Genomic DNA, 15,654 nt, shown 5'->3' with positions numbered 1-15,654 from the left:
GACTAAATGGGACAAGGCAGTCCGCCGTTCCTCAACATGGAACGGGCAGCCTGAACACGGAAACAGAGTTTCAGAGATAAATCAGTGCTGACTCGCGACGGAATCAAAAAGGGAGGTCGCTGATAACCGCTAAGGCTACCCGCGTAAAGAGGTAGCCTTAGATGTTATTCCTGGAATCCAGGTCATTGAGCCAGCATCGACTGGGCGTGTCCAAGGCATTGTCCTCTCATGATAATAGTGGGCGCATGTTACGCTGAGACGAAAAAGCCGTCAACCGCACGCTAAAGCGTTTCAAGCTTCGCGTAAGCCGCCACCAGCCACTTGATTCCCTGCCCCTGAAACGCCACCTGAAGACGGCTATGCTCGCCGCTGCCTTCCAGATTAATGATGGTGCCTTCGCCAAATTTTGCGTGATGAACACGCTGACCCAGCGCGAATCCACTGTCATTTTTGGTCACCGGGGCACCCATCCGCTGATGGTTTACCGGACGGCTGACGCTGGCGCGCAGACGCACTTCTTCTATGCACGCTTCGGGCAGTTCGCCGATAAAACGGGACGGCCGGTGATACACTTCCTTACCATAGAGTCGGCGGGTTTCGGCGTAGGTCAGCGTCAGCTTGAGCATCGCACGGGTCACGCCGACATAAGCCAGACGACGTTCCTCCTCCAGCCGGCCACCTTCATCCAGTGACATCTGGCTCGGGAACATGCCCTCTTCCATGCCGACGATAAACACCTGGCTGAACTCCAGCCCTTTTGCCGAGTGGAGCGTCATCAGCTGAACCGCATCCTGCCATTTGTCTGCCTGGCCTTCGCCCGCTTCCAGCGCGGCGTGGGATAAAAAAGCCTGCAGTGGCATCAGATCTTCATCTTCATCCTGATAGCTGAACTGCCGCGTAGCGGTCACCAGCTCCTCAAGGTTTTCGATACGCGCCTGGCCCTTCTCACCTTTTTCCTGCTCATACATCAGCCACAGGCCAGAGTCTTTGATGACCCGGTCGGTCTGAACATGCAGCGGTAACTCGGCGGTTTCGGTTGCCAGTGAATCAACCAGTTCACAGAAGCGTTGCAGCGCAGACGCGGCCCGGCCAGCCAGCGCACGGCTTTGCAGCAGTTCACGCGTTGCCTGCCACAGCGTCATCTGACGTTCACGGGCCGTCTGACGCACCACGTCGAGCGTGCGATCGCCCACGCCGCGCGTCGGGGTATTCACCACGCGTTCAAATGCCGCGTCGTCATTGCGGTTCGCCATCAGACGCAGATAGGAGAGCGCATCTTTGATCTCCTGACGTTCGAAGAAGCGCATGCCGCCATAAATACGGTACGGCATGCTGCTTTGCAGCAGCGCCTCTTCCAGCACACGCGACTGGGCGTTGCTGCGATAGAGAATGGCGCAGTCGTTGAGCGCGCCGCCGTTCTCCATCCAGACCTTAATGCGGTTGACCACGAAGCGTGCTTCATCCAGCTCATTAAAGGCGCAGTAGATCGAAATCGGTTCGCCATCGCTGCCTTCGGTCCAGAGCTCTTTCCCCAGGCGACCATTGTTGTTAGCGATCAGGGCGTTGGCGGCTTTCAGGATGTTATTGGTTGAGCGGTAGTTCTGCTCCAGACGGATCGTTTCCGCGCCGGGGAAATCCTGCAGAAAGCGCTGAATATTCTCGACCTGTGCGCCGCGCCAGCCGTAGATCGACTGGTCATCATCGCCCACGATGATCACCCGGCCGCTGTCGCCCGCCAGCATCCGAATCCAGGCATATTGAATGTTGTTGGTATCCTGGAACTCATCCACCAGCACGTTGGTAAAGCGTTCGCGGTAGTGATTAAGAATGTGTGGCTTGTTGAGCCATAATTCATGGGCGCGCAGCAACAGCTCGGCAAAGTCGACTAAACCGGCGCGATCACAGGCTTCCTGATAGGCCTGATAGATGCGCAGCCAGGTCTGCTCAATCGGATTGCCGTAGCTTTCGATATGCTTTGGCCGCAGGCCTTCATCTTTTTTGCCATTGATGTACCACATGCCCTGACGCGCAGGCCACTGTTTGTCATCAAGGTTCATTGATTTGATCAGGCGCTTGAGCAGACGTAGCTGGTCTTCGCTGTCGAGGATCTGAAAATCCTGTGGCAGACCGGCGTCAAGATGGTGGGCGCGCAGTAAGCGGTGCGCCAGACCGTGGAAGGTTCCGATCCACATTCCGCCCTGACTGGTGCCGATCAGATGCTCGATACGGTGACGCATCTCCGCTGCCGCTTTGTTGGTAAAGGTCACCGCCATAATCGAATAGGGCGAGCAGTTCTCCACCGACATCAGCCAGGCAATGCGATGCACCAGCACCCGCGTTTTACCACTGCCCGCGCCTGCCAGCACCAGCAGGTTACTGCGCGGTGCCGCAACGGCAGCGCGCTGATTGTCATTCAAACCATCGAGCAGTTCAGAAACGTCCATAAGCACCGATTACCAAAGAAAAAAACGCTGTCGTCACACTGATTATTTCGCCTGCCGCAAGGCATTATCGCTGCCAGTCAGGCGGCGCCACAGACGCCGGATAAGGGACGGCGGCAAAACAGAAAAGAGGAGACGACTGGATAAATTTACAGCCATTATAGCAGTGAGGTGAGTGATGCCAACCGCGAAATTTCGACATGCGGCAACAGGCGCGCATCCGGGATATGCATCAGGTTACCCTGCCGCAGGTTAATCCAGCAGGCCTGCAGCCCGCAGCGCAGTGAGCCCGCCACGTCGGTGGTCAGGTCATCACCCACGTGCAGAATATGGTGTGGCGCGATATCAAGGCGTTGCGCGGCAAGCTGATACATATCCTGCCACGGCTTGGCGCGCCCGTCTGGCCCGGCCCGCAGCGTGAAGCGGAAGTATTCTGCAATGCCCATTTTTTCCGGGCAGGCGTTGCCGTTGGTGACCGCCACCAGCGGGATTTTCTCCGCCAGGGCTTTCAGCGTCTGGTGCGTCTCATCCGGCATCTCGACCTGACTCCGCCACTGATGGAAGACCGCCATCACTTCTGCCGCACCCGCGGTAGCTTCAGCGGCAGAGAGGCCGATATTCAGCATCGCCAGCTCAACCGAACGGCGTCGCCACTCCGAAACATCATGATAGATATCAGGTTCGCGCTGCAGCAGCTCATCGCGCAACTGCTGATAATCCTGCGGCGTGAAGTCACGCAGCGCCGGATGAAAAGCCTGTAACGCGGCATGGGACTCCAGGGTGGTACGACGGATGACCGGGTAGTTATCGTAGAGTGTGTCATCAAGGTCGAAGGTCATGGCTTTTATGGCCGACAGCGGACGATAAAACTTCATTCGTTCTTTCCTCGTTTGGCGCGGGGATGCGCAGCGTCATACACCGAAGCCAGATGCTGGAAGTCAAGATGGGTGTAGATCTGGGTCGTCGACAGGTTTGCATGACCCAGCAACTCCTGCACGGCGCGCAGGTCACCGCTGGATTCCAGCAGATGCGTGGCAAATGAGTGTCGTAGCTTATGCGGATGGATATGGCTGGCCACGCCCTGTCGGATGCCCCATTCGGCAAAGCGTTTCTGCACGTTGCGTGGCGAGATGCGGTTGCCGCGCGTGGAAAGAAACAGCGCATCATCCTGGCCGCCAAAGGTTTCACGCAGCGGCAGCCAGTGCTGGATCCAGGCGACCGCCTTGCGACCAATCGGTATCCGGCGCTCTTTGCTGCCCTTACCGACTACCCACACTTCGCCTGAATCGAGATCGACGTGGCGACAATCCATATTCACCAGTTCAGAGAGACGCAAACCGCCGCCATACATCACTTCAAGCATCGCCCGGTCGCGCACCGCCAGCGGATCGTTAAGGTCGATCTCCAGCAGCTGGTTTACTTCATCTACATCAATGTTTTTAGGCAGATGGCGCGCTTTACGCGGCGTCATCACCCCTTTGGCCGGGTTGGCAGAAAGCAAACCCTGGCTCACCTGCCAGTCGAGAAAACTGCGCAGGGCGGAGAGCCGCAACGCGAGGCTGCTGGCGGCCAGTCCGGCGCGACGGCTACGCGCCGCCATGCTGCGCACCTGCGCCGGTTCCAGCTGCGCCCAGCTGCTCAGCTTCATCTCATCAGCAATCGCCACCAGCGCGGCAAGCTGGCGCGCATAGCTGCTCTGGGTTAACGGACTGAGCTGGCGCTCCACTTTCAGGTAGCGCAGAAATCCGTCGACGGCCTCCTGCAGCGCGCTGCTCATGCGCGTTCAACCCAGCGGGAGAGCAGATCAGGCATCATCTGCGACAGATGCTGCAACAGCAGTGTCCCCATGCCCGATTGATAGTGCTGGCTGTCACGACTGCTGAACACCAGCACGCCGAGATCGCCCTCCTCACCCATTAGCGACATGGCAACCGACCCGATCGCTTTGGCCTGCGGCAACAGCAGCAGCAGTTCCGGCCCATTAATGTTGCCAAGATAGTGATGCTGGTTACCGAAGCGCTGAATACGCAGCGGTTCAAACGCCTGACGCGAGAGGCTCAGCTGAAAGAAATCGGAGGGCGCGCCCAGCAGCCATTTATCACTGAACAGCCGCACATTGGCACCCGCCAGGCCCAGCTCACGCGCCCAGCGATGCAGACGGTTGAGCATATCCTGCAGCGAGTCAGCCGCGGCCAGATGGCTCTCCAGCGACAGCAGACGGTCAAACAGTTCGTGGTTAGCGCTGGCCTGCTCCATCAGCAGTGTGATCTCTTCTTCCAGCCGCTGAATATGGTTGCGTTGCCGCGCCATATGCCATTCGACCAGAGAGACGCTGCCACGCACCGGATGCGGCACGGCCATCTGTTCAACTGCACGGGCATTGCGGATAAAGAAATCGGGATTCTGCCGCAGATAATCACTGACGGCCTGATCGTCCAGCAGAACCGAACTGTCAGCCTGCTCTTCGATATTTTTCATAGATGAATAAACCCATCGTAGACGTGTGTCGCAGGCCCGGTCATATAGAGCGGCTGACCGGCGCCTTTCCAGGTGATGTGCAGCGTTCCGCCAGGCAGGTCGACACGCACTTTGGGTGCCAGAATGCCCTGCTGAATGCCACATGCAACGGCAGCACAGGCGCCGCTGCCGCACGCCTGCGTTTCACCCGCTCCGCGTTCGTAGACGCGCAGGCGGATATGTTCGGGATTGATGATCTCCATAAAACCGACATTGACGCGATCCGGGAAGCGTTCATGACTCTCCAGAATCGGGCCCAGCAGTTCAACCTGCGCGGTTTTGACACTTTCAACCTGGATAACGCAGTGCGGATTGCCCATCGACACCGCACCCAGCATCACCGTCTGTTCGGCCACGCGCAGCAGATAGAGATTTTCGGCTTTGTTGGCGCGGAACGGCACCTGCTGAGGCTCAAAGTTTGGCTCGCCCATGTTCACGCGCACCTGGTCGTCAGGTGTGACGGTCAACACCATGCGGCCATTCTGCGTACTGACCCGGATGTCACTTTTGTTGGTCAGCCCTTTCAACTGAACAAAGCGGGCAAAGCAGCGCGCACCGTTGCCGCACTGTGCAACTTCACTGCCGTCGGCGTTGAAAATGCGATAGTGGAAATCGAGATCGGGATCGTAAGGCGGTTCAACAATCAGCAGTTGATCAAAACCGATCCCCAGATGACGATCGGCCAGCCGGCGGATCAATTCCGGCGAAAAGAAGACGTTTTGTGTCACCGCATCCACAACCATAAAATCGTTGCCGAGACCGTGCATTTTGGAGAACTGCATTTTTTGCTCCGCCGGATAAGCCATCAGATTAGTTCGCTTTTACGCCTGAATTGCCGGTAACCAGCCCGCCGACATCGGCTTTAGAGGCATCCGCTTTCTGGCGGTCGGTTGGGGCTTGTTGTTTCTTCGGCTGATCCTTCGGCGGGAAGTAGAGCGGTCCTTTCAGACCACAACCTGCAAGGCTGATTACTGCCAGTGTCATGGCCAACAGGCTTATTACTTTCTTCATTCTTTATGCTCTTCATGTCCTTTACCTGGATGCTTATCATCGCAGTTGAAGGTGGAAAAGCAACAGGAAATGCCCGCAAATAGCGTGAAGCGGGTGACAAGCCGGGAAGATAGCGGCCACCTGCAGAGCGCAGGCAGCCCGTCAGCATCAGTGCACCTGATAGCGTGGCTGATAGTCGCTGTTGTCGTTGTCAGGCTGCGAGGTACACAGCTGCGTCAGCGTCTGGCTACGGAACGGAATCACCTGGAATCGCTCACCGGTGTTCACAATCTGGTAGAACTGCGGCAGGTTGAAGTTGATAAAGCTCGAACCATAGGTAAAGCGATCGTGCGATGAGGAGTAGAACCGGCTGACATCGCGCACCAGCTCCTCTTTACTGCCTTCACAGTGATGATAGACCTCAACCCGATTGGTCTCATCGAGGATGTAGATATTGAAGCCGCGCTCATCAGTGGTGTTTTCAAAGAAGAACTGAATAATGCCTTCGCTGGCATAACCGTTGACCACGGGTGGCAGCGGCGTCTGATTCGTTTCGACTTTGATCGACAGTCCGTGCAGCTTGTTGTTGGAGATCGCGCCATAAAACTCAACCGCGTTTTCCAGCTTCTGCACTGAAACGCTCATGCGTTCAAAGAACAGGCCCCAGGTCTCGCCTGCCATGCGCAGCGCTTTAAAGCGACCCGGCTCCTGACGTGTGCTGGAGAGGCGAAGCTCAATGCATTCTGAGACCAGTTGCTGTACCCGCGTCCGAATCAGACCGCGCAGATGCTGGCTGTAGCAGAACACTTCCACCGTATCGGGCGGTGCAGCATCCTGATGCATCTTGCCGAGAATGGTTTTCAGCCCTTCGATCATCGCCTGTTCGCCGCTGAAGTGCAGCGTACGCACCTCATTCCAGGAGTTGCGATAGAGCAGATCGATGCTGCCAATCAGGCACTGCTGCTGCTGACCAAAACTAAAGACATCCAGCTTACGGAAGTCGAAGTGCACCACCTGATTGCGGAAGGCCGCCGTCGGATCGTGTTCAAGGTTAACAATAATCGCAAGGTGCCGGATTTCGCACGGACTGTAGAGCGCTTTTGGCGTCGGCGAGGGCAGACGCAGCGGGAAGTGGCTGGAAACATCGTTAACCAGCTCCTGCAGACGCGCCAGATCGCAAACCTCATTGCCTTTAATATGCAGCCGGGTTTTACGGGTCAGCAGTCCATTGAACCACGCCCACGCCACCAGCTTGTTCAGGTAGCGGTTATATTCCAGCGGCTGATGGCTGATAATCGAATCCATGTCCGGCGCCTGGTTATAGAGATACCAGCCGGAACGGTTGGCACGGCCAGGCGGCACATGAATAAAGGTCAGATTGGGTTCGGAGAGATCGGGCGAAATCTGCGGATTCACCAGCGTCACTTTGCCCGGCAGCGCTTCAAACGCAGCATACAATTTACGGGTCAACACACCGATATCCTGCGGGCTGGCGCTGACGCTTAAGTTATTGCGGCGGGCAAAGCGGATCAGGTTGCGATAACTCTGCATCATCGCATCCAGCAATTCATTATGGGCTTCGCGCACCCGCTCGATTTTCCACTCAGCGCGGTTATCCAGAATGGCAATCTTCTCTTCGTTCCAGCCCCACTCTTTGACCAGCTGCGATAAAATTTCGCGACGCCAGCCGGTGCGATGCTGATGATCTTCGGTGCTGAGCTTTTCACACACTTTGAGGTAGAAGCAGCGACGCACCAGGTCAAGACGCGGCTGATCGTCAACGCTGGTCAGATAGTGCGTAACGCGCTCCAGCATCATGCAGTAAGGATCAAGCCCGAAGCAGATGATTTCACCGTCATGCAGGCGCTGTTTAATATCCATCGCCAGCAGTTGCGTGTTCGGGTATTCCCAGCTGTAGGCTTCCAGCAGCAGCGTTTTCAGTACGGCTTTATACGGGGAGTCGATGCTTTTATAGAGCTGCCACAGGCTGGCGCCAAAATACTCTTCCGCCGACAGCGTGCCCAGGCCGCCAAGATCGAGCCACTCATTAGGGGTCAGCACGCCTTTGGCGTAGAGCGACATTACGTAGTCGTCGTAATTGTGCTCTTCTTCGCCCGGCACCATATTCCACAGGATGCGTTTACCCGCCATACGAACTGCCGTACGGTAGAACTCATCCAGCAGTAAAATGTGTTGTGTTGAACCGCAATCTTCACCGCCCAGACTGCCGCTTTCGTTGTGGCGGAAGCGGTTCTCATCAATCAGAAAGAAACTCACCTCTACGCCCATCGAAACGCACCACTTCTGCAGCAGCGTACATTTGCGCTGCAGATTCAGACGCTCTTCATTATCGAGCCAGGATTGATGGCAGACCCAGATATCGAGATCCGAGACGCTGTTCTGGCCAACAGATGAGGTGCTGCCCATAGAATAGATAGCCGTGATCGGCATTTCGCCTTTCGGCGCATCGGCATGACGCAGATCGCTGTCGCCGGTGAGATCGGCCAGCAGCTGACGCTGATTTTCATCAGGCGTGAAGAAGCTGATGCCATGTGGAACGCTACCTTCAAGGTAACCCGGCATCTGCGGATGTTGATAATGTAATAAGGTTGGCAGCAGACTGTAGACGCGCTGAAAAGCGGGTCCCATAGCAGCCAGCGCACGATCAACGCGCAGCTGGTTGATTGCATCCAGTCTCTGTTTCAGTGTCTCAATGTAGAGGTACAAGACGTTTCGCCTGATTGTCCCAGTGTTTAAGCACCCTGTTTCCACACTCTGCCGCTTATAAAGTAAAAAAGTAGGCAGATAATTGCTGGAAACGTGATCAATCTAACACCCTGCAGATTGACCGTAAAGAAAGTTGCGCTACCTGACAGTTTAGCACGTTCTTACCAGCTTCCCGCATTTTCAGCTCTGGTTCCCACGTTATGGCTTAATAAACCGGCCTGAAACCGCACGCAGGCCGTTTTCAATCCGTTGAAACTGACAGTCTTCACCCAGAGATGATAGGATATTCAGTGAACGATAAAAATGGTTAACAGCATGTTAGACAAAATTTTCAGAATTGCTACAAGACAAAGCCCGCTCGCATTATGGCAGGCACATTATGTACAGCAACGACTCATGAGTGCCCATCCGGGACTGCGCGTTGAGCTGGTGCCTATGGTCACGAAAGGTGACATCATCCTTGATACGCCGCTGGCAAAAGTGGGTGGCAAAGGGCTGTTTGTCAAAGAGCTTGAGCTGGCGATGCAGGATGGCCGTGCCGATATGGCGGTGCACTCAATGAAGGATGTGCCGGTCAATTTCCCGGAAGGTCTGGGCCTGGTAACCATCTGCGAGCGCGACGATCCGCGCGATGCGTTCGTTTCTCATCATTATGACTCCATCGACGCGCTGCCACAGGGTGCCATTGTCGGCACGTCCAGCCTGCGCCGTCAGTGCCAGATTAGTGCGCGCCGTCCGGATCTGGTGATCCGCTCGCTGCGTGGCAATGTCGGCACCCGCCTCGGCAAGCTTGATGCCGGAGAGTATGACGCGATTATTCTTGCTGTCGCCGGGCTGAAACGCCTGGGACTGGAAGATCGCATTCGTCAGGCGATGCCTGCCGAAGTTTCCCTGCCCGCCGTGGGTCAGGGTGCGGTCGGCATTGAATGCCGTCTGGACGACACCACCTTAATCAGCCTGTTGCAGGCGCTGAATCACGATGACACCGAAGTCTGTGTCCGAGCGGAGCGCGCCATGAATACCCGTTTAGAGGGTGGCTGCCAGGTGCCAATCGGCAGTTTCGCGGTGCTGGAAGGCGATGACCTCTGGCTGCGCGGCATGGTCGGCGCACCGGATGGCCGGGTCATGGTCAGCGGCGAACGCCGGGGTCCCCGCGCTCAGGCTGAACAGATGGGTATTTCACTGGCAGATGAACTGCTGAATGGCGGCGCGCGTGAAATCCTGCAGGAAGTTTACCAGGGGCAGCCGCCGGCATGACCATTCTGGTGACGCGCCCGGAACCCGCAGCGGCAGAGCTGGTGTCACGCCTGCATGCCCTTGGCAAACAGGCGTGGAGCCTGCCGCTGATCGAATTTGCGCCGGGCGCTGATCTCACCTCTCTGCCACAAAAGCTCGCCGCACTTCGCCCTGGCGACCTGGTTTTTATCCTTTCTCAGCAGGTTATACATTACGCACAACACACCGTCACAGCATGGCCCGCTGAGCTGGACTATTATGCAATTGGTCGCAGCACCGCACTGGCGTTTCATACCGCCAGCGGACAGCAGGTGACCTGGCCTCATGCGCATGAAACCAGTGAAGAATTGATCCGGCTGAATACCCTTCAGCAGGTTGCGGGTAAACGTGCGCTGATCCTGCGTGGCGATCCCGGACGCGAGTTGCTGGCTCAGACGCTAACCCGGCGAGGTGCTGAGGTGTCGTTTGCAGCCTGTTATCAGCGCTGCCAGAAGTATTATGATGGACCCGTTGAAGGACGCCGCTGGCGCGATCGCGGTGTCTCCGTGCTGGTGGTGACCAGCGGTGAAATGTTACAACAGCTTTTTTCGCTGTTCCCCGCAGTTGATCGCGAGGAATGGCTGCTCAACTGCCGACTGGTTGTCGTCAGTGAACGTTTGGCTACCCTGGCCGCAGGATTGGGTTGGCAGGATATTCAGGTAGCCGATGGTGCCGATAACGATGCGCTGCTGCGCGCGTTACGCTGAACTTTAACAATGGGATGTGCCACATATGACGGAACAAAAAGACTCCTCCGCCATGGTTGAAGAAACCACCCCAGCGGTCGACCGCTCTCCTTCCAGCAACAGCACACCACCGCGTAATGCGAAAAATGGTGGCATGGTGCTGGGTGCAGTTGCGATTGTCATTGCGCTGGCGATTGGTGCGGGTTTATACCTTAACGGGAAACATCAGGCTGATTTACAGGCACAAACCAATCAGAAGCTGAGCGAACAATTAAGCGCGTTGCAACAGCAGGCCAGCAGCGACAAACAGCAGCTGACTCAGCAACTGAGCGGCGCCGAAACCGCGTTGCAGACAGCCCAGACACAGCAGAACGCGTCAGCAAAAGAGCTGGAAACCCTGCGTGAAAAAGTGGCCGTAATTTCTGGTAACGACGTGCGCAGCTGGTTGCTGGCACAGGCGGACTATCTGGTGAAACTGGCTGGTCGCAAACTCTGGAGCGACCAGGATGTCACCACCGCCGCTGCACTGCTGAAAAGCGCCGATGCCAGCCTGGCCGACATGAACGATCCCAGCGTCATGAATGTGCGTCGTGCGCTGACCCAGGATATCAGTAACCTCTCTTCTGTTACGCAGGTCGATTATGACGGCGTGATCCTCAAACTGAACCAGCTGTCGAACAACGTTGATAATCTGCGTCTGGCCGATAACGACAGCGATGATGCGCCGATGGACAGCGATGGCGGTGAACTGTCAGGTTCCGTGCGCGAATGGCGTCAGAATCTGGTGAAAAGCTGGCATAACTTTATGGATGATTTTATTACCATCCGCCGCCGCGACAACACCGCCCAGCCGCTGCTGGCACCTAATCAGGATGTTTACCTGCGTGAGAATATCCGCTCGCGTTTGCTGATTGCTGCTCAGGCGGTACCGCGTCATCAGGATGAGATTTATAAACAATCTATCGACACCGTGTCCGCATGGGTTCGCGCCTGGTACGACACCAATGATGCCGCTACCAAAGCCTTCCTTGCCCAGCTGGATGAGCTGAGCCAGCAGAACATCAATATGGATCTGCCGGATAACCTGGAAAGTCAGCCGTTGCTGGAACAGCTGATGCAGACCCGCGTCCGGAACCTGTTAGCGCAACCTTCTGCCGCTGCTAATCAGCAGGGAGGCTAAGCATGCTTAAGGTATTTATCCTCTTTATCCTGCTGATTGCTGGCGTGGTGCTGGGACCGATGATTGCCGGTCATCAGGGCTACGTGCTGATTCAGACCGATAACTGGAACATCGAAACCAGCGTCACCGGCCTGGTCATTATCCTCATCCTCAGCCTGCTGGTGATTCTGGCCGTGGAATGGCTGCTGCGCCGCGTGCTGCACACCGGCGCGCGTACCCGTGGCTGGTTTACCGGACGTAAACGCCGTCGCGCCCAGCGTCATACTCAGTCGGCGCTGATGAAGCTGGCAGAAGGCGATCATCGTCAGGTGGAAAAACTGCTTTCTAAAGATGCCGATCACGCTGATGTGCCGGTGGCGAACTACCTGCTGGCAGCAGAAGCTGCGCAACAGCGTGGTGATGAAATCCGTGCCAATCAGCATCTTGAACGTGCTGCAGAGCTGTCAGAGAGCAACACCATTCCGGTAGAAATTGCCCGCGCACGTATTCAGCTGGCACGTAACGAAGATCATGCTGCGCGTCATAGCATTGACCGTCTGCTGGAAGTGGCACCGCGTCATCCTGAAGTGCTGCGCCTGGCCGAACAGGCGTATGTCCGTACTGGTGCCTGGAGTGCATTGCTGGATATTCTGCCCGCCATGCAGAAGGCGCAGGTCGGCGATGAGCTGCATCGTGATGCATTACAGCAGCAGGCCTGGCTGGGTCTGATGAATCAGGCGATGGCCGACCAGGGCAGCGATGGGCTGAAGCGCTGGTGGAACGATCTGAGCCGCAAAACCCGTCAGGAAACGACGCTGCAGGTGGCCATGGCGGATCATCTGATTGAATGCAACGATCACGACACCGCGCAATCGATCGTGCTGGAGGGCCTCAAGCGTCATTATGACGATCGTCTGGTACTGCTGATGCCTCGTATCAAAAGCGGTAATCCGGAAGCGCTGGAGAAAGTATTGCGCCAGCAAATCAAACAGCACGGCGCAACACCGCTGCTGCACAGTACGCTGGGGCAGTTGCTGATGCGTCATGGGGAATGGCAGCAGGCTGCTGAGGCACTGCAGCAGGCGCTGGCACAGCGTCCTGACGCGTTTGATTATGCATGGCTGGCGGATGTTTATGATCGTCTGCGTCGCCCGGAAGAAGCGGCGAAGATGCGTCGTGAAGGGTTGTTGCTCACACTGAAGAACAATCCCAACGCCTGATCCTCTTTTCATACCTGATAAAGCCGGGCTTGCCCGGCTTTTTTGTGCCCGCAATCTGCCAGCACGCTTTCGCAGGCAAAAAAAACACCTGCCAGTGGCAGGTGTAAGATCAGGTCGGTAAGACAACCGGGAGGTACCTGACTCAACGTGGTGTCTGTTAACCCTGTAAGGCTTTCGCGATACAGGCAGGCAGACAACAGGTACCTAAAATTGGCTCTGCATCATTCCCAGGTTTATGTAGCATCAGCAGACATAAGAGGTGGAATGAGCATCTACAGCAGAAGTATTGCACAAGCCATGCCAGGTTTATGATTATTTTTAAAATCACAATAAATCAGCATGTTAAAGAATTAGCTCAAAGCTTCATTCAACAGGCCTGTCGGGAAATGTCGGTATCCAGCGACAGCTGGCATTTTCTCTGTCTCTGAATGGAGACAGCAAGGCAAATCTCTCTGTGAAATCAACAATAACAATGACTTATTTGTCGGCAATTCACGACGCTGTTGCTCCTGTTTAAGCAACTTTATCTGACAACTGGCGAAATCAAGGGTGAGCTGGCATCAAAGGATTAGCTAACAAGCAGCCCGCTCTCACTGCTGTGCGGGCTTCAGGGAGGCATACGCCTTACGCAAAGACGTCAAAAGACGCCATCCTCAGCGCGGGCGATTACGCACCTCATCCCTGAGGTGCGCCCGTAGTCGGGCCAACGCTTTGCGTTGTTCAAAAACGCTCCCGGCGTTTTTATCCGGGCGGCGCGATGCTTTGCTACAGGCGTATGCTCCCTTCGCTTCACGTATGGCAGACGCATCTGATACTTACAAGGACGCTTCAGACAAATGACAGATCCAATCCCGGATGCATCTGACCACAGCGCATAAGCTCAACGCGCAGGGAGCATGGTCAGAAGAGGAAAGCGTCCCACGCCAGGGACGGCGTGGGCCGAGCGGCCATGGATGGCTTAAGCGACTTTCCGATCTGACCATGTTCCCTTCGCAGGCTCGGATTTACAGCAAACTTATTTAGCTGTACCCACCTAAACCTCCTTCGGAGGTCCTCATCCTCTTTTCTGCAGACGAAAAAAAACCTGTCTTTTCAGACAGGTTTCTAAAATGGTCGGCGAGAGAGGATTACTCTGCTCTGCGAGCAGCGCCCTTCGGGCCGTTGCTGAAGCAACGTTGTCTCGCTACGCTCGGCTCAAACCTCCTTCGGAGGTCCTCATCCTCTTTTCTGCAGACGAAAAAAAACCTGTCTTTTCAGACAGGTTTCTAAAATGGTCGGCGAGAGAGGATTCGAACCTCCGACCCACTGGTCCCAAACCAGTTGCGCTACCAAGCTGCGCTACTCGCCGATTTTTTTAACTGTTTTGCCTGGTGCGAAGAGAGGGACTTGAACCCTCACGTCCGTTAAGACACTAACACCTGAAGCTAGCGCGTCTACCAATTCCGCCACCTTCGCGTTTCCCAGCAAAATCTGGGGTGGCTAATGGGACTCGAACCCACGACAACTGGAATCACAATCCAGGGCTCTACCAACTGAGCTATAGCCACCACAATACTTAATGTCACAAGTTAAAAACCTGCAGCATTTAAATCTCTACTGCCAACCGCGGTAAATCAACCACCGAAGCTCATGCGCACAAACGATATGGCGCGCCCGACAGGATTCGAACCTGAGACCTCTGCCTCCGGAGGGCAGCGCTCTATCCAGCTGAGCTACGGGCGCGTAGCGCCGTTGCGGATGTGCATACTAGAGATAAGCGCCCATCGTGTCTAGTGCTTTTTAAATAAAAAGACGCGTTTGATTACGCTTTGTGCATTTTGTCGACAAATAGTGCATTTCCACTCTCACAACGCGTAAAAATGCGGCATTTATCAGCAATATCAGAGATCGCCACGCCAGTGATAGCGCAAATATTTAAGCAGTTTTAATTGCCGGCGCAGGCGGCCAGGCTGCCGAATCAGACGATAGAGCCACTCCAGACCCAGCCGCTGCCAGATCTCAGGCGCTCGCTTCACATGGCCGGTGAAAACATCGTACGTTCCACCCACGCCCATATAGAGCGCATCAGGCCAGTGCGCACGGCACGCCAGCATCAATAGCTCCTGACGGGGCGACCCCAGCGCTACAGTCACCAGCTTCGCGCCGCTGGCCGCAATCCGGGCAAACAGCGCATCCTGATCGGCTGGCGCAAAATAGCCGTCCTGCGCCCCGACAATATTCACATTCCACTGACGACGTAGCTTATCGCAGGTTTCATCCAGCACCTGCTGACGACCGCCGATAAGAAATACAGGCGTCCCTTCCCGCCCGGCGCGTTCCATCAGCGCTTCCCATAAATCAGCACCCGCAATGCGCTGCACCGACGCGTGTGGATACTTTTTACGAATCGAGCGCACAATGCTGATGCCATCGGCGTACGCATACTCCGCCTGCGCTAACAGCGTGCGTAATCCCTCATCCCGCTCAGCGGTCAGGATCTTCTCCGCATTAATCGCCACTAAAATACCGCTGCGTACGCTGTGCGGCGGCATCAGAAAATTCACCGCCGAGGGCATGTTTTCGAAGCCATACAACTCAACGCCGCGAATCCGGTACTGCGGCGTCTCAGTTAACTTTGTCATATCTTCCGTCAATCCCAG

13 protein-coding genes, 4 tRNA genes and 1 other RNA gene are annotated in these 15,654 nt (G+C 55.9%); 4 read left to right on the top strand and 14 right to left on the bottom strand.

Going from position 1 to position 15,654, the window contains the following annotated elements:
* Window positions 1-157 precede the first annotated feature (157 nt).
* From ysgD to ACMGGP_RS18690, 8 genes are all read right to left on the bottom strand, one after another.
* The gene (gene ysgD, locus ACMGGP_RS18725) at window positions 158-214 is read right to left on the bottom strand and encodes a YsgD/CorL family protein (RefSeq protein WP_353748370.1); all 57 of its coding nucleotides are present in this window, start codon (window positions 212-214) and stop codon (window positions 158-160) included.
* A gap of 67 nt (window positions 215-281) precedes the next feature.
* Window positions 282-2,444 (bottom strand): DNA helicase II, encoded by a 2,163-nt coding sequence (gene uvrD, locus ACMGGP_RS18720; RefSeq protein ID WP_010257313.1) that lies wholly within the window; start codon window positions 2,442-2,444, stop codon window positions 282-284.
* Window positions 2,445-2,599: 155 nt separating this feature from the next.
* A complete protein-coding gene (yigB, locus tag ACMGGP_RS18715; protein ID WP_022624864.1) occupies window positions 2,600-3,316 on the bottom strand; it encodes a 5-amino-6-(5-phospho-D-ribitylamino)uracil phosphatase YigB in 717 nt (238 codons plus the stop codon).
* Window positions 3,313-4,218, bottom strand: a complete 906-nt coding sequence (xerC, locus tag ACMGGP_RS18710; RefSeq protein ID WP_346461664.1) for a tyrosine recombinase XerC — start codon at window positions 4,216-4,218, stop codon at window positions 3,313-3,315. The genes yigB and xerC overlap by 4 nt, the downstream gene beginning before the upstream one ends.
* Entirely contained in the window at window positions 4,215-4,919 is a 705-nt protein-coding gene (locus ACMGGP_RS18705; protein WP_010257324.1) for a DUF484 domain-containing protein, read from the bottom strand. The genes xerC and ACMGGP_RS18705 overlap by 4 nt, the downstream gene beginning before the upstream one ends.
* Window positions 4,916-5,740, bottom strand: coding sequence for a diaminopimelate epimerase (gene dapF, locus ACMGGP_RS18700; RefSeq protein WP_010257326.1), 825 nt, complete (start codon window positions 5,738-5,740; stop codon window positions 4,916-4,918). The genes ACMGGP_RS18705 and dapF overlap by 4 nt, the downstream gene beginning before the upstream one ends.
* A 28-nt stretch (window positions 5,741-5,768) precedes the next feature.
* Complete coding sequence (gene lptM, locus ACMGGP_RS18695; protein ID WP_010257328.1) at window positions 5,769-5,969, bottom strand: LPS translocon maturation chaperone LptM; 201 nt, start codon at window positions 5,967-5,969, stop codon at window positions 5,769-5,771.
* Window positions 5,970-6,116: 147 nt separating this feature from the next.
* Entirely contained in the window at window positions 6,117-8,675 is a 2,559-nt protein-coding gene (locus ACMGGP_RS18690) for a class I adenylate cyclase (protein WP_010257330.1), read from the bottom strand.
* Between the two features lie 303 nt (window positions 8,676-8,978).
* On the opposite strand from ACMGGP_RS18690, the gene hemC reads away from it, so the two are divergent.
* The 4 genes from hemC to hemY are packed head-to-tail and all read left to right on the top strand — an operon-like array spanning window position 8,979 to window position 13,015.
* The gene (hemC, locus tag ACMGGP_RS18685; protein ID WP_498798701.1) at window positions 8,979-9,932 is read left to right on the top strand and encodes a hydroxymethylbilane synthase; all 954 of its coding nucleotides are present in this window, start codon (window positions 8,979-8,981) and stop codon (window positions 9,930-9,932) included.
* Complete coding sequence (gene hemD / locus ACMGGP_RS18680; RefSeq protein ID WP_033767572.1) at window positions 9,929-10,657, top strand: uroporphyrinogen-III synthase; 729 nt, start codon at window positions 9,929-9,931, stop codon at window positions 10,655-10,657. The genes hemC and hemD overlap by 4 nt, the downstream gene beginning before the upstream one ends.
* Before the next feature lie 25 nt (window positions 10,658-10,682).
* Window positions 10,683-11,816: a uroporphyrinogen-III C-methyltransferase gene (gene hemX, locus ACMGGP_RS18675; protein ID WP_010257336.1), complete on the top strand. Its 1,134-nt coding sequence runs from the start codon at window positions 10,683-10,685 to the stop codon at window positions 11,814-11,816.
* 2 nt (window positions 11,817-11,818) lie between these two features.
* The gene (gene hemY, locus ACMGGP_RS18670) at window positions 11,819-13,015 is read left to right on the top strand and encodes a protoheme IX biogenesis protein HemY (protein WP_010257339.1); all 1,197 of its coding nucleotides are present in this window, start codon (window positions 11,819-11,821) and stop codon (window positions 13,013-13,015) included.
* A gap of 1,110 nt (window positions 13,016-14,125) precedes the next feature.
* On the opposite strand, the gene ACMGGP_RS18665 is transcribed toward hemY, so the two are convergent.
* The 6 genes from ACMGGP_RS18665 to wecG form a co-directional block, all read right to left on the bottom strand.
* Window positions 14,126-14,255: non-coding RNA, RtT sRNA (locus ACMGGP_RS18665), on the bottom strand.
* A gap of 31 nt (window positions 14,256-14,286) precedes the next feature.
* A tRNA-Pro gene (locus ACMGGP_RS18660) sits at window positions 14,287-14,363 on the bottom strand.
* A gap of 20 nt (window positions 14,364-14,383) precedes the next feature.
* Window positions 14,384-14,470, bottom strand: a tRNA-Leu gene (locus ACMGGP_RS18655).
* A 16-nt stretch (window positions 14,471-14,486) separates the two neighbouring features.
* A tRNA-His gene (locus tag ACMGGP_RS18650) sits at window positions 14,487-14,562 on the bottom strand.
* A gap of 98 nt (window positions 14,563-14,660) precedes the next feature.
* A tRNA-Arg gene (locus tag ACMGGP_RS18645) sits at window positions 14,661-14,737 on the bottom strand.
* 158 nt (window positions 14,738-14,895) lie between these two features.
* Entirely contained in the window at window positions 14,896-15,636 is a 741-nt protein-coding gene (wecG, locus tag ACMGGP_RS18640; protein ID WP_010671671.1) for a lipopolysaccharide N-acetylmannosaminouronosyltransferase, read from the bottom strand.
* Between the last annotated feature and the right edge of the window lie 18 nt (window positions 15,637-15,654).

Source organism: Curtobacterium sp. BNK-1, from assembly GCF_048685235.1.
Taxonomy (GTDB): domain Bacteria; phylum Pseudomonadota; class Gammaproteobacteria; order Enterobacterales; family Enterobacteriaceae; genus Pantoea; species Pantoea agglomerans.
This window is presented reverse-complemented; position numbering and strand designations above follow the sequence as displayed.

What these genes read in the sequence shown, in the direction of transcription:
- uvrD (WP_010257313.1), bottom strand. Translation starts at nt 2,444, where the DNA reads ATGGACGTTTCTGAACTGCTCGATGGTTTGAATGACAATCAGCGCGCT.
- yigB (WP_022624864.1), bottom strand. Translation starts at nt 3,316, where the DNA reads ATGAAGTTTTATCGTCCGCTGTCGGCCATAAAAGCCATGACCTTCGAC.
- xerC (WP_346461664.1), bottom strand. Translation starts at nt 4,218, where the DNA reads ATGAGCAGCGCGCTGCAGGAGGCCGTCGACGGATTTCTGCGCTACCTG.
- ACMGGP_RS18705 (WP_010257324.1), bottom strand. Translation starts at nt 4,919, where the DNA reads ATGAAAAATATCGAAGAGCAGGCTGACAGTTCGGTTCTGCTGGACGAT.
- dapF (WP_010257326.1), bottom strand. Translation starts at nt 5,740, where the DNA reads ATGCAGTTCTCCAAAATGCACGGTCTCGGCAACGATTTTATGGTTGTG.
- lptM (WP_010257328.1), bottom strand. Translation starts at nt 5,969, where the DNA reads ATGAAGAAAGTAATAAGCCTGTTGGCCATGACACTGGCAGTAATCAGC.
- hemC (WP_498798701.1), top strand. Translation starts at nt 8,979, where the DNA reads ATGGTTAACAGCATGTTAGACAAAATTTTCAGAATTGCTACAAGACAA.
- hemD (WP_033767572.1), top strand. Translation starts at nt 9,929, where the DNA reads ATGACCATTCTGGTGACGCGCCCGGAACCCGCAGCGGCAGAGCTGGTG.
- hemX (WP_010257336.1), top strand. Translation starts at nt 10,683, where the DNA reads ATGACGGAACAAAAAGACTCCTCCGCCATGGTTGAAGAAACCACCCCA.
- hemY (WP_010257339.1), top strand. Translation starts at nt 11,819, where the DNA reads ATGCTTAAGGTATTTATCCTCTTTATCCTGCTGATTGCTGGCGTGGTG.
- wecG (WP_010671671.1), bottom strand. Translation starts at nt 15,636, where the DNA reads ATGACAAAGTTAACTGAGACGCCGCAGTACCGGATTCGCGGCGTTGAG.